The following is a 26,258-nucleotide window of genomic DNA, read 5'->3' as shown; positions in this document are numbered from 1 at the left end:
ATCAGCGTCCGCGCAGCGACGCCGTCATCCCGGCGATCATCAGGTCCATCTGCGCGCACGCCGAGCCCGCAGGCACCGCGGCTTCGACGATCGTCACGCCGTCGTGCGCGCGGGCTGCGTCGAGCGCGGCGGCGAGGCTCTCGCGATCGGCCACGCGCGCAAAGCGCAGGCCGAAGGCCGCCGCGAGGCAGCCGAAATCGATCGCGTGAGGATTGCGCACGGCGGTGCGGTAGTCGGGGCGTTGCGCGAGCGGCAGGAAATCGAAGATCGCGCCGCCCTCGTTGTTGATCACGCAGATGCAGGCGCATCCCGCGTGGCGCTGCGCACTCGCGAGCGCCGGCAGGTCGTGCAACATCGCGAGATCGCCGAGCACGAGCAAACCCGCATCGCCGCGTGCACGCGCGGCGCCGATGAACGTCCCGACCGTGCCGTCGATCCCCCACACGCCCCGGTTCGACAACGCGGCTCGCACGCGCGGGCGAACGTCGTCGAACAAATCGGCGTGGCGGACCGGCATCGAGTTGCCGAATTGCACGAAATCGAAGCCGTCGTGCGTGAAGATCTGCTGCGCGGCCACCAGTTCGCCCCACTCCTGTTCCGCCAGCGCTTGACCGCGCGCGGCGCGCACGCGCGCGCTCGACTGGCGCCACGCCATGCGCCACTTCTCGTCGCCGGGCGCAAGCCGCTCGGCGAGCGCATCGAGCAACGCCGGCGAAGGCGCGACGAGCGGCACGAACGACGGATGCAGATAATCGGCGGCGGCGGGAAGCATCGACACCTTGAGCGTCGGCACACGATGCGCGAGCAGATAGTTCTGCACTTGCGGCATCACCGGCGCGTGGCCAAAGCGGATCACGAGATCGGGCGCGCGTGCCATGAGCGGCGACGGCACCGCGAGCGCATCGAAGCCGCTCGCGACGTCCGCGCGGCCGTAGCCGCGCAAGCCGCTGGCGGCGTCGGCGATGACCGGGAAGCCGGTACGGGCGCAGAACGCGTCGAAGACGTCGCCCGGGATGCCGCACTCGGGGCCCGCGACGATCATTCCGCGCAGGCCCGGCATCAACGGCAGGCGTGCGGCGAGGTGTGCGAGGGGCGCGACGTGCGATAAAGCGGTAGCGTCGTCGGCGCTGCCGGTCTGCGCGGCCAGCGGCACACGCGCCGCCGCCAGCGTCGCCGCCGATGCTTCCGGCGATTCGGTCGAATCGAACCGGCCCAGCATCGGCACGTTGATATGCACGGGGCCGCGGCGCGGCGTCCGGCAGCGCGCGAGCGCATCATCGATGGCGGCGCGCATCGTCATCAGCGCATCGGGCGAATCGAGCGGATCGTCGAGATCGACACTCGCGCGCACGAACGCCTGGCAGGCGCCGATGTGGTCGGTCATCTGCCCGAAGCCCGTGCCGCGCAGCGAGCGCGGCCGGTCGCAGCTCACCACGACGAGCGGCACGCCGCACGCATCGGCTTCGGTCAGCGCGGGCGCGAGGTTCGCCACGGCCGAGCCCGAGGTCGTGACGATCAGCACCGCTTCGCCCGTCATCTTCGACATGCCGAGCGCCGCGAATGCGCCGCTGCGCTCGTCGGTGCAGACGAGCGTATCGACGAAGCTCTTGCGCTCGCGCGCGGCGAGCACGAGCGCCGCGCTGCGGCCGCCCGGCGAGAGCACCGCGCGGCGCACGCCATGCGCGGCGAGCGCATCGAGGAGGCAATGGAGCCAGAGGTCGTTCAAGGCCGAGGGCGTGCCGCTGACGGAGGCATCGCCACGCATCACGTTCCGTGCCGCAGCCGCATCACCCTCGTTCGGCAACGCCCCGTCCGCAGCCCGTGCCGCTAGCGCATTCATGCCGGCATCTCCTCGACGTGCGCCTCGGCGAACGCCGGCATCACGTGTTCGGCAAAGCGCCGCATCGACGCGAGCACCTGCGCTTGCGGCAGCGCACCGAGACGAATGCGGCACGTACGCGCCGCGATATGCGAGAGCAGCATCAGCGGCCGCGACGAATACGCGTAGTTCGTGAAGTGATGCTCGGCGAGCCAGACATGGCTCAACCCCAGTTGTTCGGCGGCGACGGCCAGCTCGATTCCGCGCGACAGGATCTCGGCGTCGGGCCGCGGCTCCGGTGCGGGCATGGTCATGAACCTGCCGATTTGCATTTCATCTCCCGGGGTGTTCGGTGCACGATCTGCGTGCTGTGAGGGCACGCTCAATAAGTCGACATGCCGCCCGTGCGCAGCACGTCGGCGATGCGCGTGCGCAAGTCGTCGACGGCAGGGCCATTGGGCAGGTGCCGCACGGTTTCGCTCGTCTCGATGAAGCGGCTCACGAGCGCGAGCGCGGCGCCGTTCGCGCCGTCGCCCAGCAGATTCGCGACATAGCGGCGCCACTCGTCGTCTTGGAGCTTGAAGAGGCAGCCGGCCAGCAAAGCGATCGACGCCGCGTTGCTCTTGTCCACCGATTCGAGGCGCTTCAAGAGCCGCACGGCGCCGATCCAGTCGGTCTCGCGGATGCGCAGGCGAACTTCGCCGAGCTCGAGCGCGAGCGCGTCGCGGCGCAGCACGCGCAACGCGAGCAGGATGTCCTCCAGATCCTCGCGCGGCGCATCCTTCAAGCCGAGCGAGAAAATCTTGAGGAGCATCCCGACGACCTCGTCGCGGCACTGCGCATACGAAGGATGAGCAGGCAACGCCGCGTCGCTCGCCGCACGGTTGGCCGACGTTCCACCGCTTCGATGCACGTGCCGCGTCTCCGTCGGCTAACGCTTTAGAAGTCGTTCGACTGGTTCAAATCGCCGGCCTCGACCGTGACCTGCGAGGACGAGAACGTGGCGTTGCCGCCGTCGCTCGTTTGCGGCTTGGTGAGAGGGATGCCGAACGGATTGTTGCCCGTCTCGAGGCGCTGGATTTCCTTCGTCGCGCCCGAGTTGAGCGACACGCTGCCGTCCGAGTTGATGCGGCCGACGGAATCGCCGCTGCCGTTGTACAGGTTGCCCTGGCTGTCTTCCTGCAAGTGCAGCGCTTCGCCGCCCGCTTGCGAATTGATCTTCACGTCATGCAGACCTTGGCCCGCGCCGACGCCGACGTTACCCGTGCCGCCTGCCCCGCCGGCTCCACCTGCGCCACCGGCACCGCCCGCGCCAGGCGCGCCTGCGCCGGGCGTCGTGCTCGCGAAGCTGGTCGGCTGGGGGCTGCCGCCACCCGGGTTCGAGCCCGCGCCGGGGTTCGAGCTGCCACCGCCGCTCGCGCTTTCCAGCAGGTTCTCGATGTCTTGCAGCAGCTGCTCGACCTCCTGGGTCGCCGACGATTGTCCCGTGCTGGACGTGGTGCTCGGCGTGGTGGTCGGATTCAAGTAAGCGGACGAAATCGAATTCATTGCTATGTCACCTCAAAGTGGACGTGCGAAGAAGACTCGTGATCGGTGTGCCGCAGCCTCTAGGAAAAGCCACCGCTTGCGGCTCTTACGCAGCTTATAAACACCCCGGGGGATGGGTTGCGCCGATACGAAGCGTCGTCGCCGGATGCGAAGCCGGCGGCCAGACAGGTAGCGGTGATATAAACTCGATTGGCCAACCGGCGCGTTTGCGGCGCGTTTGCCGAGCCCATCGCGATGTGTCACACGCCGTGTCACATTTCCGTCTCGCCAACCGCGCGTCAGCCCCACCTCGAACCCCTGTTTAAAGGAGGCATCCCATGGCAGATTTCAGAATCTGGACCGACGACTTTCCCGCCAACGGCTTCATGACGAAAGCGCAGGAAATGAACGACAAGACGTTCGGCGTCGACGGCGGAGGCGGCAACACGTCGCCGGCACTGCAGTGGGACTCGCCGCCGGAAGGCACGGAAAGCTTCGCGCTCACGATCCATGATCCCGATGCGCCGACGGGCAGCGGCTTCTGGCATTGGGTCGTGGTCAATATCCCGGCCGATGCGCGCTCGCTCCCGCGCAACGCGGGCAGCGCGGACGGCGCCCTCCTGCCGGCCGGCGCGCTGCAGGTGAAGAACGATTACGGCACGCCGGGCTTCGGCGGCGCGGCGCCCCCGCGCGGCGACCGCACGCATCGCTACATCTTCCGTCTGCACGCGCTCAAGGTCGCGAATTTGCCGATCACCGCTGAAACGACCAATGCGGTGGCGCGCTTCATGACGCATCTGAACGAAATCGACTCGACGACCTACACCGGTCTCTACGATCTCAAGTAAGCGGCTCAGCACGACGCGGCGGGCTGCGCGGCAACACGCGCGGCCCGCCGCTTTTGCTTCATTTCCCCCACGTCCCATCGAGATGGACCACGAACAAGGTCTGCCCCCGCCGCAACGCTATTGGGCCATCGTCGTCGTCGCGCTCGGCATCACGCTCGCCGTGCTCGACAGCGCCATCGCGAACGTCGCGCTTCCGACCATCGCGCGCGATCTGCACGCAAGCGCCGCCGCGTCGATCTGGGTCGTCAACGCCTATCAGCTGTCGATCACGATCTCGCTGCTGCCGCTCGCCTCGCTCGGCGACCGGATCGGCTACCGGCGCGTGTACACGGCGGGGCTCGTGCTCTTCACCGTCGCCTCGCTCGGCTGCGCGCTCTCCGGGTCGCTTGCGATGCTCGCGACCGCACGCGTGATCCAAGGCTTCGGCGCCGCCGGCATCATGAGCGTCAACACCGCGCTCGTGCGCATGATCTATCCGCGCGCGCAGCTCGGGCGCGGGATCGCGATCAACGCGATGGTGGTGGCGGTGTCGTCGGCTGTGGGGCCGACGGTGGCGTCGGCCGTGCTGTCGGTCGCCACCTGGCCGTGGCTCTTTGCGATCAACGTGCCGATCGGCGTCGCGGCCTCGCTGGGCGCCGTCAGGGCGCTGCCGACCAATCCCGGCCACGAGTCGCCGTACGACTACCTGAGCGCGGTCATGAACGCTTTCGTATTCGGCCTCTTGATCGTCGCGATCGACGGCCTCGGCCACGGCGAAAACGCCGGCTACGCGGCGGCGGAATTGCTCGGCGCCGCGGTCATCGGCTATTTCTTCGTGCGCCGGCAGCTGACGCAGGCCGCGCCGCTCCTTCCCGTCGATCTCTTGAAGATTCCGGTGTTCGCGCTGTCGATCGGCACGTCGATCTGTTCGTTCTGCGCGCAGATGCTCGCGTTCGTTTCGCTGCCGTTCCTGTTTCAGAACACGCTCGGGCTTTCGCAGGTGCAAACCGGTCTCTTGATCACGCCTTGGCCGTTCGCGATCATCTTCGCTGCGCCGCTTTCCGGCGTGCTGTCGGACCGCTACTCGTCGGGCATCCTCGGCGGCGCCGGTCTGGTCGCGCTGACCGCCGGGCTCCTCTTGCTCGCGACGCTCGGCACGCAACCGACGCCCCTCGACATCGCCTGGCGCATGGCGCTGTGCGGGGCCGGCTTCGGCATCTTTCAGTCGCCGAACAACCGCACGCTGCTGTCGTCCGCGCCGCGCGAGCGCAGCGGCGGCGCAAGCGGCATGCTCGGCACCGCGCGCCTCACGGGGCAAACGCTGGGCGCCGCGCTCGTCGCGCTGATCTTCGGCATCGCGCCGGTCAGCGGGCCGACGGTGTCGCTCTATGTCTCCGCAGCGTTTGCCGCCGTGGCGGCGGTAGTGAGCACGCTGCGGGTGATGCAGCCGAGCGTGCCCTAGAAGGGCCTGTTCACGCTGATAACCAGCTTGCGCCGGCCGCGTGCGCGCTGAATGCGCCTCAAGCGTGCGGCACGCGCACGCCTCGCCTGCCACATTTTTTTCTCCGCAAAAACCCGCACTTTCCGCACTCGCGTGCCGAGCACTACTCTAAGTTTGTGCCCGCGTCACGCGTTGTTGCGGCGCGCCGCCGGGCCTCTACGCATAGTTAATTAACGATGCCAAGGAGGCGCCATGTCATTCATCGTCGCTGGACGCTTCGCCACCTTCCCCGCCGCCGAGGCTGCCGCCCAGCAGCTGTTCAATCGCGGTTTTGTCGAAGAAGACGTCAATCTGTTTTTCGTGAATCCGCGCGGACAGCACGCGCGAAAAACATCCGAGCATCCGAGCGCCGCCGTGCTGCACGGCATCAAGGGCCCGAGCCGCGGCGCCACGATCGGCGCGGTGGCGGGCGCGATCGTCGGGGTCGCGATTTTGATGTCGATCACGACGTCGCTCGTGATTGCGGTGATTGCCGCAGGCGTGGGCGCCTACATCGGCTCGATGATCGGCGCGACGCTGCACGACAGGGCGAGCACCGTCCCGTCGCTGCACGACTCGGTCGCACATGCCATCCACCACGAACTGGGCGATTCCGGCGTGCTCGTCGCCGTGCACGTGTCCCCGGAAAATCAGCTCGAGGCCGCGACGGTGCTGCGCGAAGCCGGCGGCATGGCGATCGAGCGCGCGACGGGACGCTGGCAGCAAGGCCGCTGGTCCGACTTCGATCCGAACCGAACGCCGACGCCGATGGCCGAAATGAATCAGCGCGAAGCGTAGCGGCAAGGCGCGATCGGTTACTCATGCGCAAACCTGCGCGCGGCTCGATGGTCCCGCCGCTGGCATGGCCTATGCGTGAAAGCACGACCGCCCCCGACGCGCGTCTCGCGTCGTTACGTCTCTGGAGGCCCTTATGTCAACCGATGTCATTGCGGTGCTGAACGATCTCACGGAAACGTCGAAAGACGGCGAACGCGAATTTCACAAAGCCGCCGAAGCGACACGCGACCAGCAGCTCAAGCTCTTGTTCTCGAGCCGGGCAAACGACTGCACGCGGGACGCGCGCGAATTGCAGGACCTCGTGCGGGGACTGGGCGGCAGGCCGGAGAACCATGGGTCGATGGGCGGCGCGCTGCATCGCGGCTGGCTCGGCGTCAAGACTGTCGTCTCAGGCCGCAGCGATCAAGCGATCCTCACCGAATGCGAGCGCGGCGAAGATACCGCCGAGCACCACTACCGGATGGCACTCGATGCGGACTTGCCGGCCGACGTCAGGCAAGTTGTCGAACGGCAATATCAAGGCGTGCGCGAAAATCACGACCGCCTTCGCTCGCTGCGCACCCAGCATGGCGGCGGGACGATGAAGCCGTAACGCGCCACACTCGCTCCCCATCGAGCCCGTTCGCGACGAGGCGGCCGCTCCGAATCGAGCGGCCGCTTTTTTCGCGCCAAATTCATCGCACTTTTGCCGGGCGCGTTGTAAAAAGTGCGCGCTCACGCGCTTCTCTGAAAGCCAAAATCCCTGCAAATCAGCAGGTTGTGCAAACTGGTACGGCCATTGCAGGACAGGAGCGAACCTTGCTATCCACGGGACGCTCAACATGCCGCCTATTCTCGAACTCCATCACAAGCAGCACGTCGCGCTGACGCCGCGCCTGCAACAATCGGTGCGCCTCTTGCAGTTGTCTTCGCTCGAATTCGAACAGGAAGTGCGACAAGCGCTCGACACGAATCCGTTCCTCGAACTCGACGAGCCATCGACGGAAGATGCCGAGCCCCCCGTCGAGGGCGACGCGGAGGTCCACCCCGGGTATGAAGCCGACGCGGCGGCTGCGGCCCCCGCCTCGGCCGAATTGACGCCTGACGGCGCCGAGGCCGCCGGCGCCGCCTCGATGGACGCACACGCGGACGAACCCGCGAGCGACATGGGCGAGGTAGGCGAGTTCGCCGCCGACTGGTCGACGCGCGCGAGCACGCGGCACAACGGCGATGCCGACGATGTCGACCCCGGCAGCTGGGCGCATTCGCAGCCGACGATGCACGAGCAGCTGCATGGCTTCTTGAACGTGTATCCGTTGAACGACCGCGACCGCGTCGCCGCGCAGATCATCATCGAAGCGCTCGACGACGACGGTTATCTGCGCGATCCGCTCGCCGAACTCACCGAGGTTTGCGAAGAGGCCGATCCGCCGCTCACCGAAGAGGAGCTGCGCGTCGCGGTGCGGCTCGTCCAGACGCTCGACAAGCCGGGCGTCGGTGCGCGCTCGCTGTCGGAATGCTTGAGCCTGCAATTGCAGGCCATGCCCGACGACACGCCCGGCCGCGCGCTCGCACTCGAAATCGCGGAACACCACCTCGAACGCCTCGCGCGCCGTGAGCACGCCGAACTGCAAAAGCAGACCGGCTGCTCGGCCGATGCGCTGCGCGTCGCGTCCATGCTCGTGCGGCGGCTCGATCCGAAGCCTGGCGAAGCGTACGCGCATCCCGCCGACAACTACGTCGTGCCGGACGTGATCGTGCGGCAGGCGAAGCATCAGTGGGTCGTCGCGATCAATCCGGCTGTGCTGCCGCGCGCGCGCATCCACCGCGTGTACGCGGAGATGTTCGCGCAGGCCACGGGCACGAACGCCTCGCCGCTCGGCCAGCAGCTTCAGGAAGCGCGCTGGCTGCTGCGCAACGCCGAGCAGCGCTTCACGACAATCCAGCGCGTCGCCGAATGCATCGTCGCGCATCAGAAGGCGTTCTTCGACTACGGCGAGATCGCGCTCAAGCCGCTCGTGCTGCGCGAAGTGGCCGACGAGCTCGGCCTGCACGAATCGACGGTCTCGCGCGCGTCGAGCAACAAGTACATGGCGACGCCGCGCGGCATCTTCGAATTCCGCCACTTCTTCCCGCGCAAGCTCGCGACCGAAACCGGCGGACGCTGCTCGGCCGCGGCGGTGCGCGCGTTGATCAAGGAGCTGATCGCGCAGGAGGACGTGCACGATCCGCTCTCCGACGTGAGCCTCGCGAAGCTGCTCGCGCAGGAAGGCATGATCGTCGCGCGGCGCACGGTCGCGAAGTATCGGAATCTGATGAAGGTGCCGCCTGCGCAGTTGCGGCAGCGGTGAAACGTCGACACAAACGCGACGTAAGCAGCGCAGACAAAGAGCGGGGGCGCCGCCTGAAAAGCGGTGCCCCCTTTCAAATCGAATCGCTGGAAACGCTCGAGCGCGAACCCGAATCGACGCCGCACTTCAACGCAGCGCCGCGCACGTCAGCGAACCCATCTCACGCGGCAATATTCGCGAACTTTACCGCGTTGCGCGTCACCGTCGCGGCCGTCGCGACATGCCCGAGATCCGCGAGGAACGCGTCACGCCACTTCGACAGATCCATCTCGCGCAACGGTCCCATCATGTCCGCGTGACGCGCCTGCCGCTCTTCGAGCGGCATCGACAGCGCCCGCTCGAGCGCCTCGGCCATCTGCGACAGATCGAACGGATTCACGACGAGCGCGCCCGGCAGCTGCTCCGCCGCGCCCGCGAATTGCGACAGCACGAGCACGCCCGGGTCCGCCGGATCCTGCGACGCGATGTACTCCTTCGCAACGAGATTCATGCCGTCGCGCAGCGGCGTCACATAGCCGACCTGCGACATCCGGAAGAGCGCCATCAACAGATTGCGCTCGTACTTGCGGTTGAGGTACTGGATCGGCGTCCAGTCGAGCTGCGCGAAGCGGCCGTTGATGCGCCCCGCCTCGCCTTCGAGGGTCTGCCGGATGCGCTGATACGTTTGCACGTCAGAGCGCGTCGGCGGCGCGACTTGCACGAGCGACACGCGCCCATGCCAGCCCGGCGCGTTGAGCAGGAACCGCTCGAACGCCTGGAAGCGCTCGACGAGCCCCTTCGAATAGTCGAGCCGGTCGACGCTCATGATGACCCGGCGGCCGCGCATCGCTTCGCGCAGCGCCCTGACCGGCTTGCGGTCCGAGAACTGCTGCGCGGCTTGGGCGATCGCGTCCGGATAGACGCCGATCGGATAGGCCGCGACCTTGAACATATGACCGTGCGCGTGGACCATGCCGCCCTCGCTCACGTGGCCGAAATGCCCGCGCTCGATGTAGTCGACGAACGACTGCCGGTCCGCGTCGGTCTGGAAACCGAGCACGTCATAGGCGCACATGCCCGTCACGAGTTCTTCGTGGGGCGGCACCGTGCGCAGCATCTCGGGAACCGGAAAAGGAATGTGCAGGAAAAAGCCGATCGGATTGGCGACACCCAGCTCGCGCAGGCACTGCGCAAACGGGAGCAAGTGATAGTCGTGGACCCAGATGATGTCGTCGGGCTTGAGGAGCGCCTTCAGCTGCTTCGCGAGCATCGCGTTGACGCGCAGATAGCCCGCGTATTCCTGCCGGTCGTAGCGCGCGAGATCCGTGCGATAGTGGAACGCGGGCCATAGCGTCGCATTCGAAAATCCGCGGTAGTACTGGTCGTAGTCGCGGCGCGAGAGCCCGACCGTCGCATAGGTCACATTGCCGTGCTTTTCAATGACGGGCTCGCCCGCTTCGCCGACGATCTCGCCGCTCCATCCGAACCAGACCCCGCCGGTTTCCTTCAGCGCGTCGAGTACGCCAATGGCCAAACCTCCTGCGGCGGGCCGGCCCTCCTGCGTCGGCGCAACGCGGTTCGATACCACGATTAGTCTGCTCATTACGGCTATCCCTCTTCGATTGTCATGGCATGAGCGAAGCTTTCACTTCGTTCGATAGAGAGGCTACGCAAGCTGCGTGCCTCACGTCTCTAAGCCGCTCGAAAAAGTTGTATGAAAATGCAACGCGCACAAGCGCGCCCACGCGACGCCGCCCGGCGTCGCGCGGAACACATGGCTTCGGAAAGCGTGCCGCGAAAAAACTTAGGCGTCCTGCTCGGAACCGAGGTCGCGCTGATAGTCGATGCCTTCCTGGCGCACGCCACCCTGGTTGTGATCCCCGTCTGGCGGGGCGTTGGGCGCGGGCCGATTCTGCGAGGCGGGATCGTGGGATGGCTGCGGCGGCGCGCTGCCACCCGCACTGCTGCGCATTTCGCGCTTCTGAGCGTGGCGCGCGGAGCGCCGCAAGGCTGGGTGTCTCATGTGTTGCCTCCAACGAAAGGAAGGCGAGCGCCTCAAGCGGGGATATCAACCAATTAGTCTAGACGCTGGCAGGAAATTCGTGCGGTAACAATTTCGCGATATTTGTAACCTGTACATTGCGGCGCAGCGAACGGCTGTGATTTATCCGCTTACACCGATTACACCGATGCCCCCGGCGTACCCGCCTCGCCCGCGGCCGCCGACGCCTCGCCGGCCTCTCGTGCCGCCGCAGCCTTGTTCGCGTCGTCGCCGTATTCGACGAGCCGGTTGTAGAGCGTCTTCAAGCTGATGCCGAGGATCTCCGCTGCGCGCGTTTTCACGCCGCCGCACTGCTCGAGCGTCGCGAGGATCAGTTGCCGGTCCGCGTCGGCGAGCGACGTGCCGAACGGAATCGTGACGGCAGTGCCGGTCGACGGCTTCGACAGCGAGATCTGCAGCGGCACGGTCGCCGTGGTATCGGAACCGGGGCTTGCCATGATGTACGCGCGCTGCACGTAGTTCTTCAGCTCGCGCACGTTCCCGGGCCACGGATACGACGACATCATCTCCCTCACGGCCGACGGAAACTGCTTCTTCGTGCCGTGGCGCTCATCGAGCTCGCCGAGAAACGCCTGCGCGAGGAGGCCGACATCGCTGCCGCGATCGCGCAGCGGCGGCAGGCTGATCGGAAACACGTTGAGCCGGTGATAGAGATCGAGACGCAGCTTGCCTTCGAGCACCGCCTCTTCCGGATCGCGGTTGGTCGCGGCGATCACGCGCACGTCGGTCTCGATCTCCTTGGTCGTGCCCACGCGCATGAAGACGCCCGTCTCCAGCACGCGCAACAGCTTGACCTGCAGCTCGGCGGGCATCTCGGTGATTTCGTCGAGAAAGAGCGTGCCGCCGTTCGCCCGCTCGAAATAGCCCTTGTGCTGACGATCCGCGCCGGTAAACGAGCCGCGCTCGTGGCCGAACATCTCCGATTCGATCAGGTTCGGCGAGATCGCGCCGCAGTTGACCGCGAGAAACGCGTGCTTGCGGCGCAGGCTCAGCTCGTGCAGGGTCTGCGCGGCGACCTCCTTGCCGGTGCCCGATTCGCCCACGAGCAGCACCGAGGCCGCCGTCGGCGCGACGCGGCCGATCTGGTCATAGACCTCCTGCATCGCGGGCGAGCTGCCGAGCATCAAGCCGAAGCGCCCCATCCTGCGCAGCTCGCCGCGCAGCGTGCCGATCTGCGCCTTGAGGTCGCCCGCGCGCGGCAGGCGCTCGAGAATCGCCTTCACGCGCTGCAGGTTGACCGGCTTGACGAGGTAGTCGGCCGCGCCCATTTTCAGCGCGCTGACCGCGGATTCCACGGTCGCGTGGCCGGTGATGACGATGATCTCGACGCCCGAGCGCGGATCGAGATCTTCGAACAGATCGACCCCGCTGCCGTCCGGCAGCTTTAGATCGGTGAACACGACATCCGGCGTCTGCCGCACGAGCTGGATGCGCGCTTCGCGCAGGTCGCCCGCGGTAGCCGTCGTCAGACCGTCCGCGCCGATGATCTCCGCGAGCGCGTCGCGGGTGTTCGGGTCGTCGTCGACAATCAGTACATGAGGCATTGTGGGTCGAGTGCTTCCAGTAGGTTTATCTTCACAACAATGCGAGCGGCAGGTGCCGCTTTCGAGCCCCATTGTTGCACGCCAAAGCCAAATGCACCGAAATGAAACGTTTTGAAACGTTTTGCGCGCGGATCGCGGCATGCATGCGCCGCCCGCGCCTCGCGGTTCAGCCGTGCGGGAAATGCCAGACGCCGGGCTCGTTGCCGCCGTCCGCGCGGCCATTGGCCTGATCGGCCTTCTCCGCCTTCGGGGAGACTGGCAAAGGCGCGGTCTGGGTCGACGCCGCCACCGCGCCACCCTCGTTTTCCCAGCGGCTCAGGTCCTGCACGAGCCGCGTCTGCGAGGCGCGGTGCTTCTGTGACCAGTGCCAGGCGAGCATGCCGCCCACGGCGACGAGCGCACCGAAAATGCCGATTCTGGGGCGAGCCATAGGAGTCCCCCTGATCTGTTTTGGCTGATGCACGAATGACGGACACCCGCGCGATGCTGCCGGACACCTCGCCGGGAAGCAGCGGATGCGGGCCGTTCGAGCGCTTTCCAAGCATAGCGGCCCGACGAACGCGACGGCCGCAAGAGGGCCGAATCAGCCGATATTCCGGCCGCCGCACCGCCCCGTCTTGTCCCTATCTTGAAATCGGAGTGCCGCGGCCGCGATGAGTTCCGGAAAGTTGCAATCTCGACAATCAGCACGTTTCATGCCTGCAGAAATTACATCGACAGCCGCGCCACGCATGGTTAAATACCCTTTTCGCGATAGCAGATCGAGATCGAAACGAGAAGCGTGCGCCCGTGCACCGAGCGCGCCTCGACGGTCGAACTCGCCTCTGCGGGACAAGGCTCATGTCGGCATCAAGCGACCTCGATACGACGGCGGAAACGCCTGGCGATAGCGGCACACCCCCTCCCGAAAAGCGCGCGTCGCGCAAGTCCTCGAGCCTCGAGTGCTACGGCAGTTTGTACGGCTCGTCGCCGGCGATGCGGGAACTCTACGAGCACATCGAACGCGTGGCGGCCACCGACGCCACCGCGCTGATCGTCGGCGAATCGGGCACCGGCAAGGAGCTGATCGCGCGCACGATCCACGAGCGCAGCGCGCGCAAGGATGCGCCGTTCGTCGCGGTGAATTGCGGCGCGATCCCCGACAACCTGATCGAAGCGGAGCTGTTCGGCCACGAGCGCGGCAGCTTCACCGGCGCCGTGCAGGGCCGCGCGGGCTACTTCGAGCACGCGAACGGCGGCACGCTGTTTCTCGACGAAGTGACCGAGATGGCGCCGATACGGCAGGTGAAACTGCTGCGCGCGCTCGAGACGGGCACGTTCTTTCGGGTCGGCGGCACCGACGAATTGCAAAGCGACGTGCGCGTGATCGCCGCGACCAATCGCGATCCGCTCGTCGCCGTCAAGGAAAACGGCTTGCGCGAAGACCTGATGTACCGGCTCGCCGTGTTTCCGTTGCGTGCACCGCCCTTGCGCGAGCGCGAAGGCGACCGCGAATTGCTCGCGCAGCATTTTCTCGACGAGATGAACGCGCAGGAAAACACCAGCAAGGTTTTCAGCAAGCGCGCGCTCGACACGCTGCGCACCTACTCGTGGCCCGGCAATGTGCGAGAGATGAAGAACGCGGTCTATCGCGCGTTCATCCTCGCGGAGAAGACGATCGAGATCGAACACCCGCGGCTCGCGTCGCGCGCGAAGAAGGCCGTCACGCAGGGCGACGCGATGAGCGTCTGGGTGGGCACGCCGCTCGCCGACGCGCAAAAGCAAATCATCCTCGGCACGCTGAAATTTTGCGGCGGCGACAAGCGCCGCGCCGCCAAGGCGCTCGGCGTGAGTCTCAAGACCTTGTACAACCGGCTCGGTTCATACGAGGACAAAGAAGACACGTCTGCAAGCGAAGAATGAAGCCTGGGCCTGTTCACACTGATGACAGGCCCAGCGTCATCTCGAATTGAATGACGTGACTTCGCACAACGACACCGCTCGCACCTCCGAGCGATAATCGCACCCCGCACACGCACCCTTTCCGCAAGCGCGCCAAGCACAAAACACGCTCGACCGCCGCAAGATTTGCAATCCTTTGCATTTCTGTTTTGCCAATTACAAATTCGATCGTTCACAATGCGCGTGCGCCCGCGCGGCGCATGTGAGTCGAGCACGCGCGAGCCGCCGCAACGCAAGCAATGAACAGCAATAGAAGGAAAGAAGAATGCCACCCTTGCCCCGCTTCCTCTGGCGCTGCAAAGCGCCATTGACCGCCATGTTCTTGCTGACGGGGGCATCGATGTTGAGCGGCTGCAACTCGGTCTACTACCAAGGCGCCACGGCGGGCGCCGGCATCGGCGGCGCGGCGATTGCCGCGAAGGTCACGAACAACGCCGCGGTGGCGACCGGCATCGGCCTCGGCGCTGTCGCGGGTGCGCAGGCCGGCGTCAAATACACGCAACGCGTCGCGCACGCGTTCGCGCAGGACCAGATCGCGCAGGCGGCCGGTCCGCTCGATGTCGGCGGGATCGCATCGTGGTCGGTTTCGCACTCGATTCCCATCGAAGACGACGAGCGCGGACGCGTCACCGTCAGCCGCACGATCAGCAGCGGCGCGCTCGACTGCAAGGAAATCGTGTTCTCGGTCGACACCGCCGCGACCCAAGACAAACCCGCGCAAAGCGCCTTCTACGTCGCCTCGATCTGCCGCGACGGCAACGCCTGGAAGTGGGCCTCGGCCGAGCCGGCGACCGGCCGCTGGGGTGCGCTGCAATGAGCGTGCGTCTGATCGTCGGCGGTGCAGCGCTGGCTGCGAGCACGCTTCTCATGTCCGGCTGCCAGTCGATCGGCGCGGCTAGCGGCGCGGTGGCGGGCGTCGCCACCGGCGCCGTGACCACGAACCCGGCGGTGGGCATCGGCGTCGGCATCGCGGTGCAGGCGGCCACCGACGAAGCGGTCAACCGCACGATGAAGCGCATGCATCAGGATCAGCAGGATGCGATCGCGTCGCTCGTCGGCGTGACGCCGGTCGATGGCACGCAAACGTGGCAGGTCAAGCATTGGCTGCCGGTCGAGAACGGCCACGGCCGGATTCGCGTGACGCGCGCGTTCGCCTCGGCGCTCACGCTCTGCAAGGATTTCGTGTTCTCGGTCGCGGACGGCGACGACCCGGACGCGCATGAAGACTGGTACACGGCCACCGCGTGTCAGGCTCCGCAGGGATGGAAGTGGGCGTCGGCGGAGCCGGCGGTGGATCGGTGGGGCAACTTGCAATAAAAAATCGCCCCGCAAGACATGCCGAGATTAGCGGCTGCGTTGCGGGGCGGGTTGTCCGCGGCACATGACCCGCGCCGAATCACACTCGCGGGCGCAGCAGACAGGACCGGGGCCGAGCCCTATCGGCAATCAAGAGGCCATCAAGACTCCACGTCTTCGAGACTGAAAATTTCGGTCTGGTCGTTATACGAGAAGATCTCGCCATAACGGCCCCAGTTGATGACCGCGTCGAGCGTTTCTTCAGCGGCCTGGTCCGACAGAAAATCTTCCAGCTCCTGCTCGAAACGCACGCGCGGCGCGCGATGTCCCGGACGCTCGTTGAGCACCTTCTTAATTCGCGCGGCGAGCGGCACGTGCCGCAGCAGATGCTCGGCAAACATCATCTTGCGCTCCTGCGTGCCGAACTCGGAGAACACGCGCGCGGGCGGCGTGAGGAAGATGTCGCCTTCGCGCATTTCCGCGAAGCCCAGATGCTGCAGCACTTCGGCGATCGGAAAGAGATCGTCCACTTCGAGATGCAGCGAGCGCGCGATTTCCGGCATGTCCGCGCGGCCGTGATACGGCGCCGCGGCCAGCGTCTCGATCAGACCCGCCATCAGGTTGGTCGACACCTCCGGCAGCCAGCTCCCCAGCTCGAGCCCCTTCTTGGCGGTTTCATCGGTGCGGCGCGCGGTCATCTTCGCGTAGATGTCGTCGACGAGGCGGCGGAACGCCGGGTCCAGACGGTTGCGCGGATGCTTGAACGGCACCTTGATCTCGGCGATCACCTTGCCCGGGTTCGACGAGAGCACCAGGATGCGGTCGCACATGAACACCGCTTCTTCGATGTTGTGCGTGACGATCAGCACGGACTTGATCGGCAGACGGCCTTGCGTCCACAAGTCGAGCAAGTCGGTGCGCAGCGTTTCGGCGGTCAGCACGTCGAGCGCGGAGAACGGCTCGTCCATCAAGAGCAGCGTCGGGTCGACGACGAGCGCGCGCGCGAAGCCCACACGTTGCCGCATGCCGCCCGACAGCTCGCGCGGATAGGCGTTTTCGAAGCCGTCGAGACCAATCAGGTCGATCGCGGCAAGCGCGCGCTCGCGACGCGCGCGCGCCCCGACGCCCTGCGCTTCCAGCCCCGCTTCCACGTTCTGCAGCACGGTGAGCCACGGGAACAGCGCGAAGGTCTGGAACACCATCGCGACGCCTTTGGCCGGACCGTCGAGCGGCTTGCCGAGGTAGTCGACGTGGCCGTCGGTCGGCTGGATCAGGCCCGCGATGATGCGCAGGAGCGTCGACTTGCCCGACCCCGAGCGGCCGAGCAGCCCGACGATCTCGCCTTCGTGCAGCGTCAGATTCACGTCGTCGAGCACCAGCAGCTCGCCTTGCGCCTTGTCGAAGCCCCGGCACACGTCCTTGACGTTCAGGATCTCGCGGCCGCCAGCGCTCGGGGAAACGGCCGGCGCCTGCACCGGCGTAGCAGCTACAGCATCTTTGGAATTTTGCATCGCGCGTTACTCTTGGTTTCGCTAACTACGTTTCAGATGAGGTGCCGGATGAAGCCGATCAATCGAGCCGGAGCTTGGATTCGGCGTATCGGAACATCGGACGCCACAACATGCGGTTAAACAGCGTGACGAACAAAGACATCACCGCGATGCCCAGAATGATCTTCGGGAAGTCGCCTGCGGCCGTGGTCTGCGCGATGTAGGCGCCGAGACCGTGGGCCTGGACCTTGGTGTCGCCCCATTGCACGAACTCCGAGACGATGCTCGCGTTCCATGCGCCGCCCGAAGCGGTAATCGCACCGGTCACGTAGTACGGGAAGATGCCGGGCAACATCGCCTGGCGCCACCATTGCCATCCACGAATGCGGAAGTTCGTCGCCGCTTCCTTGTAGTCGTTCGGATAGGCGGTTGCGCCGGCAATCACGTTGAACAGGATATACCACTGCGTACCGAGCACGATCAGCGGCGACAGCCAGATATCCGGGTTCAAATTGAACTTCACGATCACGATCACGAACACCGGGAACAGCAGGTTCGCCGGGAACGCGGCGAGGAACTGCGCGAGCGGCTGGATCTTTTCGGCGAGCGCGGGACGCAGCCCGATCAGCACCCCAAGCGGCACCCAGATCACCGACGAGATCGCGATCAGAATCGCCACCCGGAACAGGGTGATGAAGCCGAGCCCGAATACATGCTCCACTTCGCTCACCGTGACGCCGGTGCGCACATAGGCGATCACGCGATAGACCACATACACCGTGCCGAGCAGCACGACGATGCCCCAGATGATGTCGCCGATGCGCGACGGCCCCTTCTCGAACCTGGGCACTGCGAAACGCACGCCGCTCGCCGAGGGCAGACGGAACGGCAAACGCGCCGTGCGCGCCAACATCCAGCCGGCCGGCACGAGCAGCTGATGAATGAGGCGCGTGCGGCGCACCACGTCGAGCAGCCACGACTCCGGTGCGACACCCGAGCTCGTGGTTTCCATGCGGAACTTGTCGGCCCACGCGACGAGCGGACGGAACAGCAGCTGGTCGTAGGCGAGGATCACGATCGTCATTGTAAGAACCACCCAGCCGATCGCCGTGAGGTTCTTGTCCGAGATCGCCTGCGCGAGATACGCACCGATGCCCGGCAGCGTGATCGTGTTGTTGCCGACGGTGATCGCCTCCGACGCCACCACGAAGAACCACCCGCCCGACATCGACATCATCATGTTCCAGATGAGCCCCGGCATCGAGAACGGCACCTCGAGCTTCCAGAAGCGCTGCCAGCCGGTCAGATGGAAGCCGCGCGAGACTTCGTCGAGATCGCGCGGCACGGTGGTCAGCGACTGATAGAAGCTGAACGTCATGTTCCAGGCCTGGGCCGTGAAGATCGCGAAGATCGCCGCGCATTCGGCACCGGCCACGCGGGTCGGGAACAGCGCGATGAAGAACGTGACCGTGAACGAGATGTAGCCGAGCACCGGCACCGACTGCAGGATGTCCAGGATCGGGATCAGCACCTTCTCCGCGCGCCGGCTTTTCGCCGCGAGCGTGCCGTAGACCAGCGTGAACACCAGCGACGCCACCATTGCCGCGAGCATGCGCAGCGTCGTGCGCAGCGCGTATTCCGGCAGATTCGATGGATCGGTCGAGATCACCTGAGTCTTGAGCGTTGCGATCGGCTCCATCGTCTCGTGGAAGCCGATCGCGGCCATCGCGATCAAGCAGATGATCAGCGGAAACGCAACGAAATCCCAGCGATTGGGCATAAGCCGCCATGCCGACGCATTGGCGGTCCGATTCAGGTTGAAGCCGAAGTCCATCAGGCGCCCTCCGCGGCAAGAAACGGTGAATGGTCCGCTGCTGGCGAGCCGGCCACTAAGCGGCAGATCGCATGCGAATGGCGTATGGCGTGAGCGTCACGCCAGTCAAAAGGTCGATTCGGAAAGCGATATGAGGACATGACAAGACGCATGAGTGCGGAATTTCGTTGACTGCTAAGGCGCTCTAGTCAGCACGCGCTACCCCCCGGCGGCGGCGCATTCCGATGCGCTCGAAGGCTGACTGGCTTTCCTGCTTTTTGACGGCACGACACTACTACAACCTATGTTTCACGCACAACCTTTCGGTGCCGGATGATGCAAAAACGCTGCGCACCGCGGGTGATGGGCATGACGCCGCCTGCCAGTTAGAATTTCGAGATGCCGCGGCACCGCCCGGCGCGCCCCGCACCGCAACCCATACCGCTAACCGCACGCAACTGTCAGACGGATCCGAGAGTCGATGAACCACCCCACCCTGCGCCGGGCGATTGCGCTGTCGAGCCTCATGATCGTCACGCTCGCCTGCTGGATCGTCGCGGGTCTGGTGGCCGATCAGATGGGTGAGCGTGAGCTCGACGACGCCATCGTCACGCAGCGGCAGATCTCGTCGGCCGCCGCCGACAACATGGCGCAGATGATTGCAAGCGATCTGGCAATGGCGCGCGCAATTCCCGAAACCATCGCCGAAATGCGCATGATTCAGCGCGCACTGTCTCAGGCGCAGAATTATGCCGCGAAGCGCCCCGCCATGGAACCCGAGCTGCGCGAGACGCTCTTGAAAGACCCGCAGCTCGCCGGCATCAGCGACTTCCTGCACAACGCCCAGGGCTTCTCCGGTCTCGACAACATCTGGCTCGTCAATACGCGGGGCCTTTGCGTGGCTTCGAGCAACGCGGCTACGCCGAACTCGTTCGTCGGCCGGGACATGGCAGCGCGCGCGTATCTGGCGGAAGCGCTGCTCGGCGGCTTCACGCAGGCATATGGCGTGGGCCGCAGCAGCGGCGAGCCCGGGATATTCATCGCGTCGCCCGTGTACGACGACGGCGAGCTCGTCGGGGCCATCGTCGCCAAGCTCGGCATCGCGCGGCTGCGCCATTGGGTCGCGCGCGCGGGCACGTTCATCGCCGACGAGAACGGCGTCATCATCATGGCGCACGACAGCGCAGTGGCCGGCCGCGCGCTGCCCCACGCGCGCGTCGAGACGATGAGCGCCGACGAGCGCGAGAACATCTATTTGCGCACCGATTTTCCGGAATTCGGCGTGCAACCGCTCGCCTCACAAGTGGCACACGATGCACCCTGGGTGCCGAGTGCGCTTGGCAAGCAGATCTTCGAGCTGCCCGGCACGCATACGCCCTCGCTCTACGAGATGCGCGGCGGGCTGAACTCCGGGCTCTCCGCACATCTCGTCGATCCGCTCATTTCGTGGCCCGAACTGCTGCGCAACCATCGCAACCTGCATTTGCTCGTGTTCGTGCTGCTGGCCGGCTCGATCATGCTCGCCTATCTGATCGGCGCGTCCTACCTGCGCGAAAAGCGCCACCATCGCGCCACCCGCCATCTCGCGGAGCAGCTCCAGGAAGCCAACTTGCTGCTGTCGGCCGAGGCGCGCGACGACGCGCTGACGGGCGCGCTCTCGCGCCGCTACTTCCTCGACCTGCTGCAAAAGGAGATCGCCGCGGCGCGCGCGGGCGGCAAGCCGCTGTGCCTCGCGATCGCGGATCTCGACCACTTCAAGCAGATCAACGACCGCTTCGGCCACGCCATCGGCGACCGCGCGCTCGAGCACTTCGTCACGATCTGCCGCCTCGAGCTGCGCACGAGCGATGCGATCGGCCGGCTCGGCGGCGAGGAATTCGGCATCGTGCTGCCGGCGACCACGCTGACGGACGGGCTCGCGGTCGCCCAACGGCTGCACGAGCGGTTAAGGGCCCAGCCGTCGGCCCGGCTGCCGGCCGGCGCCGAGCTGAGCGTGAGCATCGGCATCACCGAGCTGTCCGGCACCGACTTGCCCGAGCGCATCATGAGCCGCGCCGACCTCGCGCTGTATGCGGCGAAATCGGCCGGGCGCGACCGCACGAAAGCCCTGCCTCCCGACGGCCCCGCGCCCGCCGGACGCGCCGCGTTCGCCACCTCCTGAGCGTCGCGAGCACCGGTCGAACCCGTTTCGCGTCGCGACATGACGCGCCCGCCGAAAGTCGACGTCAAAACGGCATGAGGCAGCCTCAAGGTATGATCGACTTTCATACGAAAGTCTTTGATCCAACCTGGGAGGTATCCATGAAAGGGAATCTGGTCATCGTCTGCCGGGATCAGGACGCCGCTGCGTTCGACCATCTACTGGCCGAGTACGGCGCGTTCCAGAGCCGGCTGTCATCGACGGCGTGGTACCTGAAACTCGACGTGGCGCCTGAAACGATCCAGGAGGAGATTCTGGAGAAGCTCGGCAAGTACACGACGCACTACATCTTCGAGGCCAACAGCGTCACGTACAACACGGTCGACAGCGAAGCCGCCGCCGCGCTCAACACGCTGTTCGCCGAATAAACGCCCGCCTGCACGGGCGCTTTCGTAGAAAAAGCGCCCGCGCCTACCAGACCGCTTCGGATTCCGCTGTCGTGCGCGGCAGCGCTTCTAACGGGAACGTCATCAGCACACGCAAGCCGCGGCCTTCCTGATTGCCGATCTCGCACACGCCGCCCGCGCGGCGCACGAGCCGGTCGACGATCGCGAGGCCAAGGCCGCTGTGCCCGTTGCCGCCGCGCGCCGGGTCGAGCCGCACGAACGGGCGGCTCGCATTGATCAGATCCTGCGGGGCAATCCCCTGACCATGATCGCTGACCACCAGCGTCCAGGCGGCCGGCGTGCGCGCGGTCTCGATGTGCACGGGCGGGGCGCCGTACGCATGCGCGTTTTCGAGCAAATTCGACAAGATCCGGTCGAGCGTCGCGGCGGGCAGCCGGAAACCCGCGCCGGCGGCGAGCTCGGTTTGCACGCTCGGCGCGCCCGTCGATGCCGCCCGGTAGCTCCGGGCAATGCGCTCGCACTGCTCGTCGACCTCGACCGGCTCGCTGCGATCGACGCCGCCGTGGGCGAACACGAGGAATTGATCGACGATGTGCGTCATCGAATCGACGTCGCGCACGACGCCGTCGCGCATCTTCGCCTCTTCCATCATCTCCGCGCGCAGCCGCAGGCGCGCCAGCGGCGTCCTGAGATCGTGCGCGACACCGGCCAGCATGACCGCGCGATCATTTTCGGTGCGCGACACTTCCTGCACCATCTGATTGAAGCCGTGCGTCAATTGGCGCAGCTCGCGCGGCCCGCGCTCCTTCAAGGGCGGCACCGGCAGCCCGCGGCCGAAGCGGGTCACCGCCTGGGCGAGCGAGGTCAGCGGCTTTTGCAGCCGCCACGCGACAAAGAGCGCGCACATCACGGCCAGCGAAAAGATCGACGACAGCCAGATCAGCATCTGGTCGAACGGCCGCGCCGGACGCAGCGGCTGCACCGGCACGACGATCCAGTCGCGGTCGCCCGCCTCGTGCACCCACAGCTGGGGCGGGCGCCCCCCGACGATCCGGACATCGGAGCCCGCCGGCATGCGGTCGTGCACGTCGTCGGCGAAGCGCTTCAGCGAGCCGGGCAAGTCGGGATTCTCGGGCGGGATGTCGGCGCTCGTCGGATCGACGAGGCGCACGCGCGACGGCAGCGGCTGGTTCGGCGTGAGCTTGACGTGCTGGCGCACGGCGTCGACCAGGAATGTCGCCTCCTCCACCGCATAGCGCGCCTGGAACTGGTTGCGCTCGAAGCGGATCAGCAGGAACCACGCAAAATGCGACAACAGCAGGACGGCGATCACGAGCAGCGCCAGCCGTCCGAACAGCGAATCAATTGGCCGGCGCATTTTGCTCGCCGTCAGGCACGAAGACATAGCCGCGGCCGCGCACGGTCTGGATGAAGCGCGGCGTCGACGGGTCGGTTTCGAGAATGCGGCGCAGACGCCACACCTGCACGTCGATGCCGCGATCGGTGCCGTCGTATTCGGGCCCGTGCAGCAGTTCGAGCAGGCGCTCGCGCGTGAGCGTGCGCATCGGATGATTCACGAAGATCTTCAAGAGCGCGAATTCGCTGCCCGAGAGCGTGAGCGGCTTGCCTTCCATATTCAGCGTGCGCGATTGGAAGTCGAGCTGGAAGCGCCCGAACAAAAACGGTTCGCGCTGCTCGGGTGCCGCCGACGGCACCGTGCGCCGGCGCCGCAGCACCGCCTGCACGCGTGCGAGCAGCTCGCGCGGATTGAACGGCTTGCCGAGGTAGTCGTCGGCGCCCAGTTCGAGGCCGACGATGCGGTCGACGTCGTCCGCGCGCGCGGTCAGCATGATCACGGGGATGTCGTCGCCCGCCGCGCGCAATTTGCGCAGTGCGGTAAGGCCGTCGACGCCCGGCATCATCAGGTCGAGCACGATCAGATCGGGACGCTCGCGCTCGAGACGCCGCTCGAGCGAGCCGGCGTCGTGCAGCACCGAAACCTCGATGCCCTGTTTGACGAGGTAGTCGCGCAGCAAATCGCGCAGTTCGGAGTCGTCGTCGACGACAAGAATTTGAGTAGCCATGGGACGAAGTTTAACGCGCACCGCTCACGCTTTCGGTGAGCAAACACGCTAATGGGTTACCGGGTATTACTGCCAAAGTCCCCCGTAATTTAGCGTAATACGCCCTCTGCACCACGTAACACGACGCGCTCGCCGGCTGACTAGCCTATGCCTAACCGATGGCGCGCCGCGTCCAACCCAAGCGGCGAAACGCAATGTCGGCGTATTTATTCTTAGGAGTCTTCGATGAAAAACAAGATCTCGCGCTATCTCGCCGTTGCCGCCGCATCGCTCGCCGTGACGTTCGGCGCCGCTTACGCCGCCCAAGGCGGCATGCCGATGGGCGGCCCGGGCGGCTGGCACCATGGCGGCTTCGAAAAGCAGCTGAATCAATTGCACGCCCAGCTGAAGCTCTCTCCGGATCAGGAAAAGCAGTGGCAGGACGCCCTCAACACCATGAAGCAAAACCGTGAGACGCTGCGCGCGAATCACAAGCAGATGCACGAGCAGTTCAAGGCGATGCAGCAGCAGCCGATCCTCGACCTGAACGCGCTGCATGACGCTCACATGAAGGCGATGCAGCAGGATCAGCAGCTTCACGAACAGACCGCACAAGCTTGGCTCGCCTTCTACAACGGCCTGAACGACCAGCAAAAGACCATCGTCAGCACGGCGCTCAAGCAGCACTTCGCGAAGATGGAGCAGATGCACGAAAAGATGGAACAGCGCTGGGAGCAGCATAAGAAGGGCGTGGCCTCGGACGCGATGCCCGCGCAGTAATCCGGGCCGCTGCGGCGCCCGCAGCGCCACAGTGATGCCTTGGCCCGCGGCCTGCCTTTGCCGGCGCCGCGTTGAGGAAAACGCCACGCGCGCATGACCTGCGCCGCGTGGCGTTTTTTTACGGCCGCTCACCGCCGGACATCGGCGCAATGTCCGCGCTTCCCGATCGATTGCACCGCCCTTCGTTTTCGCTTGCCGGCGCCGCTCGGGGTTCGCCGCAGTAGCGCCGCGCGCGGCTTCGGGTAAAATACCGCGCTTTTCGTAGCAGCAATACTGTAGAAGCAATACGCAGCACGGTCGCCGCAGTACGGCCGACAAACGCGCCGTCTTGCCGAAGTACGGCGTCAGCCAAGCGCCTCACGCGCTTTGCCCGCCCCCATTGCGGCCCCTCACCGGCTGCACGGCGAGACGGTCATGTATTTCACAGCGATGCGCGACAGCATCGCGCGCCCTCACCCGCACGGACGGCGCCAAGCTGTCGGGAATCGCGTCTTTCGCGGCGCGCCCGGCGCGCCGTCAAGGACCTCCTATGTTCCTTCAAGGCTATGGCCCGCTGATCCTCGCGGGCACCTGGCAGACCGTCAAGCTGGCGGTTCTTTCGCTCGCGTTCGCATTTGTGCTGGGCCTGCTCGGCGCGGCCGCGAAATTGTCGAAGAACCGCGTCACCTACGGCGCCGGTGCGCTGTATACGACGCTCATTCGCGGCGTCCCCGATCTCGTGCTGATGCTGCTGCTCTTCTACAGCATCCAGATCTGGCTGAACAACCTCACCGACCTGCTCGGCTGGGATCAGATCGACATCGATCCGTTCGTGGCCGGCGTGATCGTCCTCGGCTTCATCTACGGTGCGTACTTCACCGAGACCTTCCGCGGCGCGTTCCTTTCCGTGCCGCGCGGCCAGCTCGAAGCGGGCGCCGCGTACGGCATGACCGGTTGGCAGACGTTCTCGCGCATCATGTTCCCGCAGATGATGCGCTTCGCGCTGCCCGGCATCGGCAACAACTGGCAGGTGATGGTCAAGGCGACCGCGCTCGTCTCGATCATCGGCTTGGCCGACGTGGTCAAAGCGTCGCAGGACGCCGGCAAGGGCACGCTGCGCTTTTTCTTCTTCACGCTGCTGGCAGGCGCGATCTATCTCGCCATCACGACGGTTTCGAATCTGGTGCTGCTCTGGCTCGAGAAGCGCTACTCGATCGGCGTTCGTAAAGCGGACCTTTAAGCGCAACGGCAGGCGGAACTATGATCGAGCTGATTCAAGAATACTGGCGCAACTATCTATATAGCGACGGCTACCGCTTGACGGGCGTCGTCATCACGCTGTGGCTGCTCGTCGTGTCGATCGGCTTTGGCTTCTGTCTTTCGGTGCCGCTCGCCGTGGCGCGCGTATCGAAGAAGAAGTGGCTGTCGAGCGCGGTGTGGCTCTATACGTATATCTTCCGCGGCACGCCGCTCTACGTGCAGCTGCTGCTTTGCTATACGGGCCTCTACAGCCTCGAAGTCGTCCGCGGCAACGTGCTGCTCAACGACTTCTTCCGCGACGGCATGCACTGCACGCTGCTCGCTTTCGCGCTGAACACCTGCGCGTATACCACCGAGATTTTCGCGGGCGCGATCAAGTCGACCGCCTACGGCGAGATCGAGGCGGCGCGCGCGTATGGGATGTCGTCGTTCACGCTGTACCGGCGCGTGATCCTGCCGTCGGCGTTGCGGCGCTCGCTGCCGCTTTACAGCAACGAAGTGATCCTGATGCTGCACGCGACGACCGTCGCTTTCACGGCCACCGTCCCGGACATTCTCAAGATCGCTCGCGACGTGAACTCGGCCACCTATATGTCGTTCCAGGCGTTCGGCATTGCCGCCCTGCTCTATCTCATCATCTCGTTTGCGCTCGTCGCGCTGTTCCGACGCGCGGAGCAGCACTGGCTCGCCTATCTGCGCCCGCAAGGCAAGTAAGACCCTTTC

At 65.8% G+C, this 26,258-nt stretch carries 25 protein-coding genes; 13 read left to right on the top strand and 12 right to left on the bottom strand.

Translation table 11 applies throughout. The features are described 5' to 3' along the window. Position 1: 1 nt before the first annotated feature. From menD to FAZ95_RS39180, 4 genes are read right to left on the bottom strand one after another with little or no spacing between them, the layout of a single operon-like run. Entirely contained in the window at positions 2-1,840 is a 1,839-nt protein-coding gene (gene menD / locus FAZ95_RS05245; RefSeq protein WP_137331485.1) for a 2-succinyl-5-enolpyruvyl-6-hydroxy-3-cyclohexene-1-carboxylic-acid synthase, read from the bottom strand. Continuing rightward, complete coding sequence (locus FAZ95_RS05240; RefSeq protein ID WP_137331484.1) at positions 1,837-2,151, bottom strand: LLM class flavin-dependent oxidoreductase; 315 nt, start codon at positions 2,149-2,151, stop codon at positions 1,837-1,839. The genes menD and FAZ95_RS05240 overlap by 4 nt, the downstream gene beginning before the upstream one ends. A gap of 50 nt (positions 2,152-2,201) precedes the next feature. Continuing rightward, positions 2,202-2,732 (bottom strand): HrpB1 family type III secretion system apparatus protein, encoded by a 531-nt coding sequence (locus FAZ95_RS05235; protein ID WP_137331483.1) that lies wholly within the window; start codon positions 2,730-2,732, stop codon positions 2,202-2,204. Positions 2,733-2,758: 26 nt separating this feature from the next. Further along, positions 2,759-3,367 (bottom strand): hypothetical protein, encoded by a 609-nt coding sequence (locus FAZ95_RS39180; RefSeq protein WP_254699812.1) that lies wholly within the window; start codon positions 3,365-3,367, stop codon positions 2,759-2,761. A 317-nt stretch (positions 3,368-3,684) separates the two neighbouring features. Between FAZ95_RS39180 and FAZ95_RS05220 the strand changes: the two genes are divergently transcribed. The 5 genes from FAZ95_RS05220 to FAZ95_RS05200 all read left to right on the top strand — a co-directional run bounded on the left by FAZ95_RS05220 (position 3,685) and on the right by FAZ95_RS05200 (position 8,781). Then, positions 3,685-4,194, top strand: a complete 510-nt coding sequence (locus tag FAZ95_RS05220; RefSeq protein ID WP_137331481.1) for a YbhB/YbcL family Raf kinase inhibitor-like protein — start codon at positions 3,685-3,687, stop codon at positions 4,192-4,194. An 82-nt stretch (positions 4,195-4,276) separates the two neighbouring features. Next, a complete protein-coding gene (locus FAZ95_RS05215) occupies positions 4,277-5,635 on the top strand; it encodes an MFS transporter (RefSeq protein WP_137331480.1) in 1,359 nt (452 codons plus the stop codon). 231 nt (positions 5,636-5,866) lie between these two features. After that, positions 5,867-6,451 carry a hypothetical protein gene (locus FAZ95_RS05210; protein WP_137331479.1) on the top strand — a complete coding sequence of 195 codons (585 nt, stop codon included), beginning with the start codon at positions 5,867-5,869 and terminating at the stop codon, positions 6,449-6,451. Between the two features lie 133 nt (positions 6,452-6,584). Beyond that, entirely contained in the window at positions 6,585-7,043 is a 459-nt protein-coding gene (locus FAZ95_RS05205; protein WP_137331478.1) for a PA2169 family four-helix-bundle protein, read from the top strand. 229 nt (positions 7,044-7,272) lie between these two features. Beyond that, positions 7,273-8,781 carry an RNA polymerase factor sigma-54 gene (locus FAZ95_RS05200; RefSeq protein WP_137331477.1) on the top strand — a complete coding sequence of 503 codons (1,509 nt, stop codon included), beginning with the start codon at positions 7,273-7,275 and terminating at the stop codon, positions 8,779-8,781. 160 nt (positions 8,782-8,941) lie between these two features. On the opposite strand, the gene otsA is transcribed toward FAZ95_RS05200, so the two are convergent. From otsA to FAZ95_RS05180, 4 genes are all read right to left on the bottom strand, one after another. Then, positions 8,942-10,363: an alpha,alpha-trehalose-phosphate synthase (UDP-forming) gene (gene otsA, locus FAZ95_RS05195; protein ID WP_137331476.1), complete on the bottom strand. Its 1,422-nt coding sequence runs from the start codon at positions 10,361-10,363 to the stop codon at positions 8,942-8,944. Between the two features lie 201 nt (positions 10,364-10,564). Next, a complete protein-coding gene (locus FAZ95_RS05190) occupies positions 10,565-10,783 on the bottom strand; it encodes a hypothetical protein (protein ID WP_137331475.1) in 219 nt (72 codons plus the stop codon). A gap of 158 nt (positions 10,784-10,941) precedes the next feature. Further along, positions 10,942-12,366, bottom strand: a complete 1,425-nt coding sequence (locus FAZ95_RS05185; RefSeq protein ID WP_137331474.1) for a sigma-54-dependent transcriptional regulator — start codon at positions 12,364-12,366, stop codon at positions 10,942-10,944. 166 nt (positions 12,367-12,532) lie between these two features. Next, a complete protein-coding gene (locus tag FAZ95_RS05180) occupies positions 12,533-12,796 on the bottom strand; it encodes a hypothetical protein (protein WP_137331473.1) in 264 nt (87 codons plus the stop codon). 410 nt (positions 12,797-13,206) lie between these two features. Here FAZ95_RS05180 and FAZ95_RS05175 point away from each other — a divergent pair, with 410 nt between their 5' ends. The 3 genes from FAZ95_RS05175 to FAZ95_RS05165 all read left to right on the top strand — a co-directional run bounded on the left by FAZ95_RS05175 (position 13,207) and on the right by FAZ95_RS05165 (position 15,624). Then, positions 13,207-14,268: a sigma-54 interaction domain-containing protein gene (locus tag FAZ95_RS05175; protein WP_137331472.1), complete on the top strand. Its 1,062-nt coding sequence runs from the start codon at positions 13,207-13,209 to the stop codon at positions 14,266-14,268. 355 nt (positions 14,269-14,623) lie between these two features. Further along, positions 14,624-15,124: a hypothetical protein gene (locus tag FAZ95_RS05170; RefSeq protein ID WP_137334430.1), complete on the top strand. Its 501-nt coding sequence runs from the start codon at positions 14,624-14,626 to the stop codon at positions 15,122-15,124. Beyond that, positions 15,121-15,624 carry a hypothetical protein gene (locus FAZ95_RS05165; protein WP_137331471.1) on the top strand — a complete coding sequence of 168 codons (504 nt, stop codon included), beginning with the start codon at positions 15,121-15,123 and terminating at the stop codon, positions 15,622-15,624. The genes FAZ95_RS05170 and FAZ95_RS05165 overlap by 4 nt, the downstream gene beginning before the upstream one ends. Positions 15,625-15,764: 140 nt before the next feature. Here the strand turns inward: FAZ95_RS05165 and FAZ95_RS05160 are convergent, their stop codons facing one another. Further along, a complete protein-coding gene (locus tag FAZ95_RS05160; RefSeq protein ID WP_137331470.1) occupies positions 15,765-17,114 on the bottom strand; it encodes an ABC transporter ATP-binding protein in 1,350 nt (449 codons plus the stop codon). 58 nt (positions 17,115-17,172) lie between these two features. Then, complete coding sequence (locus FAZ95_RS05155) at positions 17,173-18,927, bottom strand: ABC transporter permease (RefSeq protein WP_137331469.1); 1,755 nt, start codon at positions 18,925-18,927, stop codon at positions 17,173-17,175. A gap of 460 nt (positions 18,928-19,387) precedes the next feature. On the opposite strand from FAZ95_RS05155, the gene FAZ95_RS05150 reads away from it, so the two are divergent. Both FAZ95_RS05150 and FAZ95_RS05145 read left to right on the top strand, forming a co-directional pair. Continuing rightward, positions 19,388-21,067, top strand: coding sequence for a sensor domain-containing diguanylate cyclase (locus FAZ95_RS05150; protein ID WP_137331468.1), 1,680 nt, complete (start codon positions 19,388-19,390; stop codon positions 21,065-21,067). A gap of 140 nt (positions 21,068-21,207) precedes the next feature. Then, positions 21,208-21,474, top strand: coding sequence for a double-stranded DNA-specific endonuclease (locus FAZ95_RS05145; RefSeq protein ID WP_137331467.1), 267 nt, complete (start codon positions 21,208-21,210; stop codon positions 21,472-21,474). Positions 21,475-21,517: 43 nt separating this feature from the next. Here FAZ95_RS05145 and FAZ95_RS05140 read toward each other — a convergent pair whose 3' ends face one another. Both FAZ95_RS05140 and FAZ95_RS05135 read right to left on the bottom strand, forming a co-directional pair. After that, on the bottom strand, positions 21,518-22,831 hold the full coding sequence (locus tag FAZ95_RS05140; RefSeq protein WP_137331466.1) for an ATP-binding protein: 1,314 nt from the start codon (positions 22,829-22,831) through the stop codon (positions 21,518-21,520). Next, positions 22,815-23,537: a response regulator gene (locus FAZ95_RS05135; protein WP_137331465.1), complete on the bottom strand. Its 723-nt coding sequence runs from the start codon at positions 23,535-23,537 to the stop codon at positions 22,815-22,817. Before FAZ95_RS05135 ends, FAZ95_RS05140 begins: the two co-directional genes overlap by 17 nt. Positions 23,538-23,762: 225 nt before the next feature. On the opposite strand from FAZ95_RS05135, the gene FAZ95_RS05130 reads away from it, so the two are divergent. From FAZ95_RS05130 to FAZ95_RS05120, 3 genes are all read left to right on the top strand, one after another. After that, a complete protein-coding gene (locus FAZ95_RS05130) occupies positions 23,763-24,296 on the top strand; it encodes a periplasmic heavy metal sensor (RefSeq protein WP_137331464.1) in 534 nt (177 codons plus the stop codon). Between the two features lie 529 nt (positions 24,297-24,825). Further along, positions 24,826-25,515, top strand: a complete 690-nt coding sequence (locus tag FAZ95_RS05125; RefSeq protein WP_137331463.1) for an ABC transporter permease — start codon at positions 24,826-24,828, stop codon at positions 25,513-25,515. A 20-nt stretch (positions 25,516-25,535) separates the two neighbouring features. Then, positions 25,536-26,249: an ABC transporter permease gene (locus FAZ95_RS05120; RefSeq protein ID WP_137331462.1), complete on the top strand. Its 714-nt coding sequence runs from the start codon at positions 25,536-25,538 to the stop codon at positions 26,247-26,249. Positions 26,250-26,258 lie beyond the last annotated feature (9 nt).

This window comes from Trinickia violacea, from assembly GCF_005280735.1.
GTDB classification, from domain to species: Bacteria; Pseudomonadota; Gammaproteobacteria; order Burkholderiales; family Burkholderiaceae; genus Trinickia_A; species Trinickia_A violacea.
The sequence above is the reverse complement of the archived record's forward strand: the minus strand, read 5'-3'. Positions and strand labels throughout refer to the sequence as shown.

Coding starts and splice junctions, on each gene's coding strand:
- menD (WP_137331485.1), bottom strand. CDS start 1,840: ATGAATGCGCTAGCGGCACGGGCTGCGGACGGGGCGTTGCCGAACGAG.
- FAZ95_RS05240 (WP_137331484.1), bottom strand. CDS start 2,151: ATGCAAATCGGCAGGTTCATGACCATGCCCGCACCGGAGCCGCGGCCC.
- FAZ95_RS39180 (WP_254699812.1), bottom strand. CDS start 3,367: ATGAATTCGATTTCGTCCGCTTACTTGAATCCGACCACCACGCCGAGC.
- FAZ95_RS05220 (WP_137331481.1), top strand. CDS start 3,685: ATGGCAGATTTCAGAATCTGGACCGACGACTTTCCCGCCAACGGCTTC.
- FAZ95_RS05215 (WP_137331480.1), top strand. CDS start 4,277: ATGGACCACGAACAAGGTCTGCCCCCGCCGCAACGCTATTGGGCCATC.
- FAZ95_RS05210 (WP_137331479.1), top strand. CDS start 5,867: ATGTCATTCATCGTCGCTGGACGCTTCGCCACCTTCCCCGCCGCCGAG.
- FAZ95_RS05205 (WP_137331478.1), top strand. CDS start 6,585: ATGTCAACCGATGTCATTGCGGTGCTGAACGATCTCACGGAAACGTCG.
- FAZ95_RS05200 (WP_137331477.1), top strand. CDS start 7,273: ATGCCGCCTATTCTCGAACTCCATCACAAGCAGCACGTCGCGCTGACG.
- otsA (WP_137331476.1), bottom strand. CDS start 10,363: ATGAGCAGACTAATCGTGGTATCGAACCGCGTTGCGCCGACGCAGGAG.
- FAZ95_RS05190 (WP_137331475.1), bottom strand. CDS start 10,783: ATGAGACACCCAGCCTTGCGGCGCTCCGCGCGCCACGCTCAGAAGCGC.
- FAZ95_RS05185 (WP_137331474.1), bottom strand. CDS start 12,366: ATGCCTCATGTACTGATTGTCGACGACGACCCGAACACCCGCGACGCG.
- FAZ95_RS05180 (WP_137331473.1), bottom strand. CDS start 12,796: ATGGCTCGCCCCAGAATCGGCATTTTCGGTGCGCTCGTCGCCGTGGGC.
- FAZ95_RS05175 (WP_137331472.1), top strand. CDS start 13,207: ATGTCGGCATCAAGCGACCTCGATACGACGGCGGAAACGCCTGGCGAT.
- FAZ95_RS05170 (WP_137334430.1), top strand. CDS start 14,624: ATGTTCTTGCTGACGGGGGCATCGATGTTGAGCGGCTGCAACTCGGTC.
- FAZ95_RS05165 (WP_137331471.1), top strand. CDS start 15,121: ATGAGCGTGCGTCTGATCGTCGGCGGTGCAGCGCTGGCTGCGAGCACG.
- FAZ95_RS05160 (WP_137331470.1), bottom strand. CDS start 17,114: ATGCAAAATTCCAAAGATGCTGTAGCTGCTACGCCGGTGCAGGCGCCG.
- FAZ95_RS05155 (WP_137331469.1), bottom strand. CDS start 18,927: ATGGACTTCGGCTTCAACCTGAATCGGACCGCCAATGCGTCGGCATGG.
- FAZ95_RS05150 (WP_137331468.1), top strand. CDS start 19,388: ATGAACCACCCCACCCTGCGCCGGGCGATTGCGCTGTCGAGCCTCATG.
- FAZ95_RS05145 (WP_137331467.1), top strand. CDS start 21,208: ATGAAAGGGAATCTGGTCATCGTCTGCCGGGATCAGGACGCCGCTGCG.
- FAZ95_RS05140 (WP_137331466.1), bottom strand. CDS start 22,831: ATGCGCCGGCCAATTGATTCGCTGTTCGGACGGCTGGCGCTGCTCGTG.
- FAZ95_RS05135 (WP_137331465.1), bottom strand. CDS start 23,537: ATGGCTACTCAAATTCTTGTCGTCGACGACGACTCCGAACTGCGCGAT.
- FAZ95_RS05130 (WP_137331464.1), top strand. CDS start 23,763: ATGAAAAACAAGATCTCGCGCTATCTCGCCGTTGCCGCCGCATCGCTC.
- FAZ95_RS05125 (WP_137331463.1), top strand. CDS start 24,826: ATGTTCCTTCAAGGCTATGGCCCGCTGATCCTCGCGGGCACCTGGCAG.
- FAZ95_RS05120 (WP_137331462.1), top strand. CDS start 25,536: ATGATCGAGCTGATTCAAGAATACTGGCGCAACTATCTATATAGCGAC.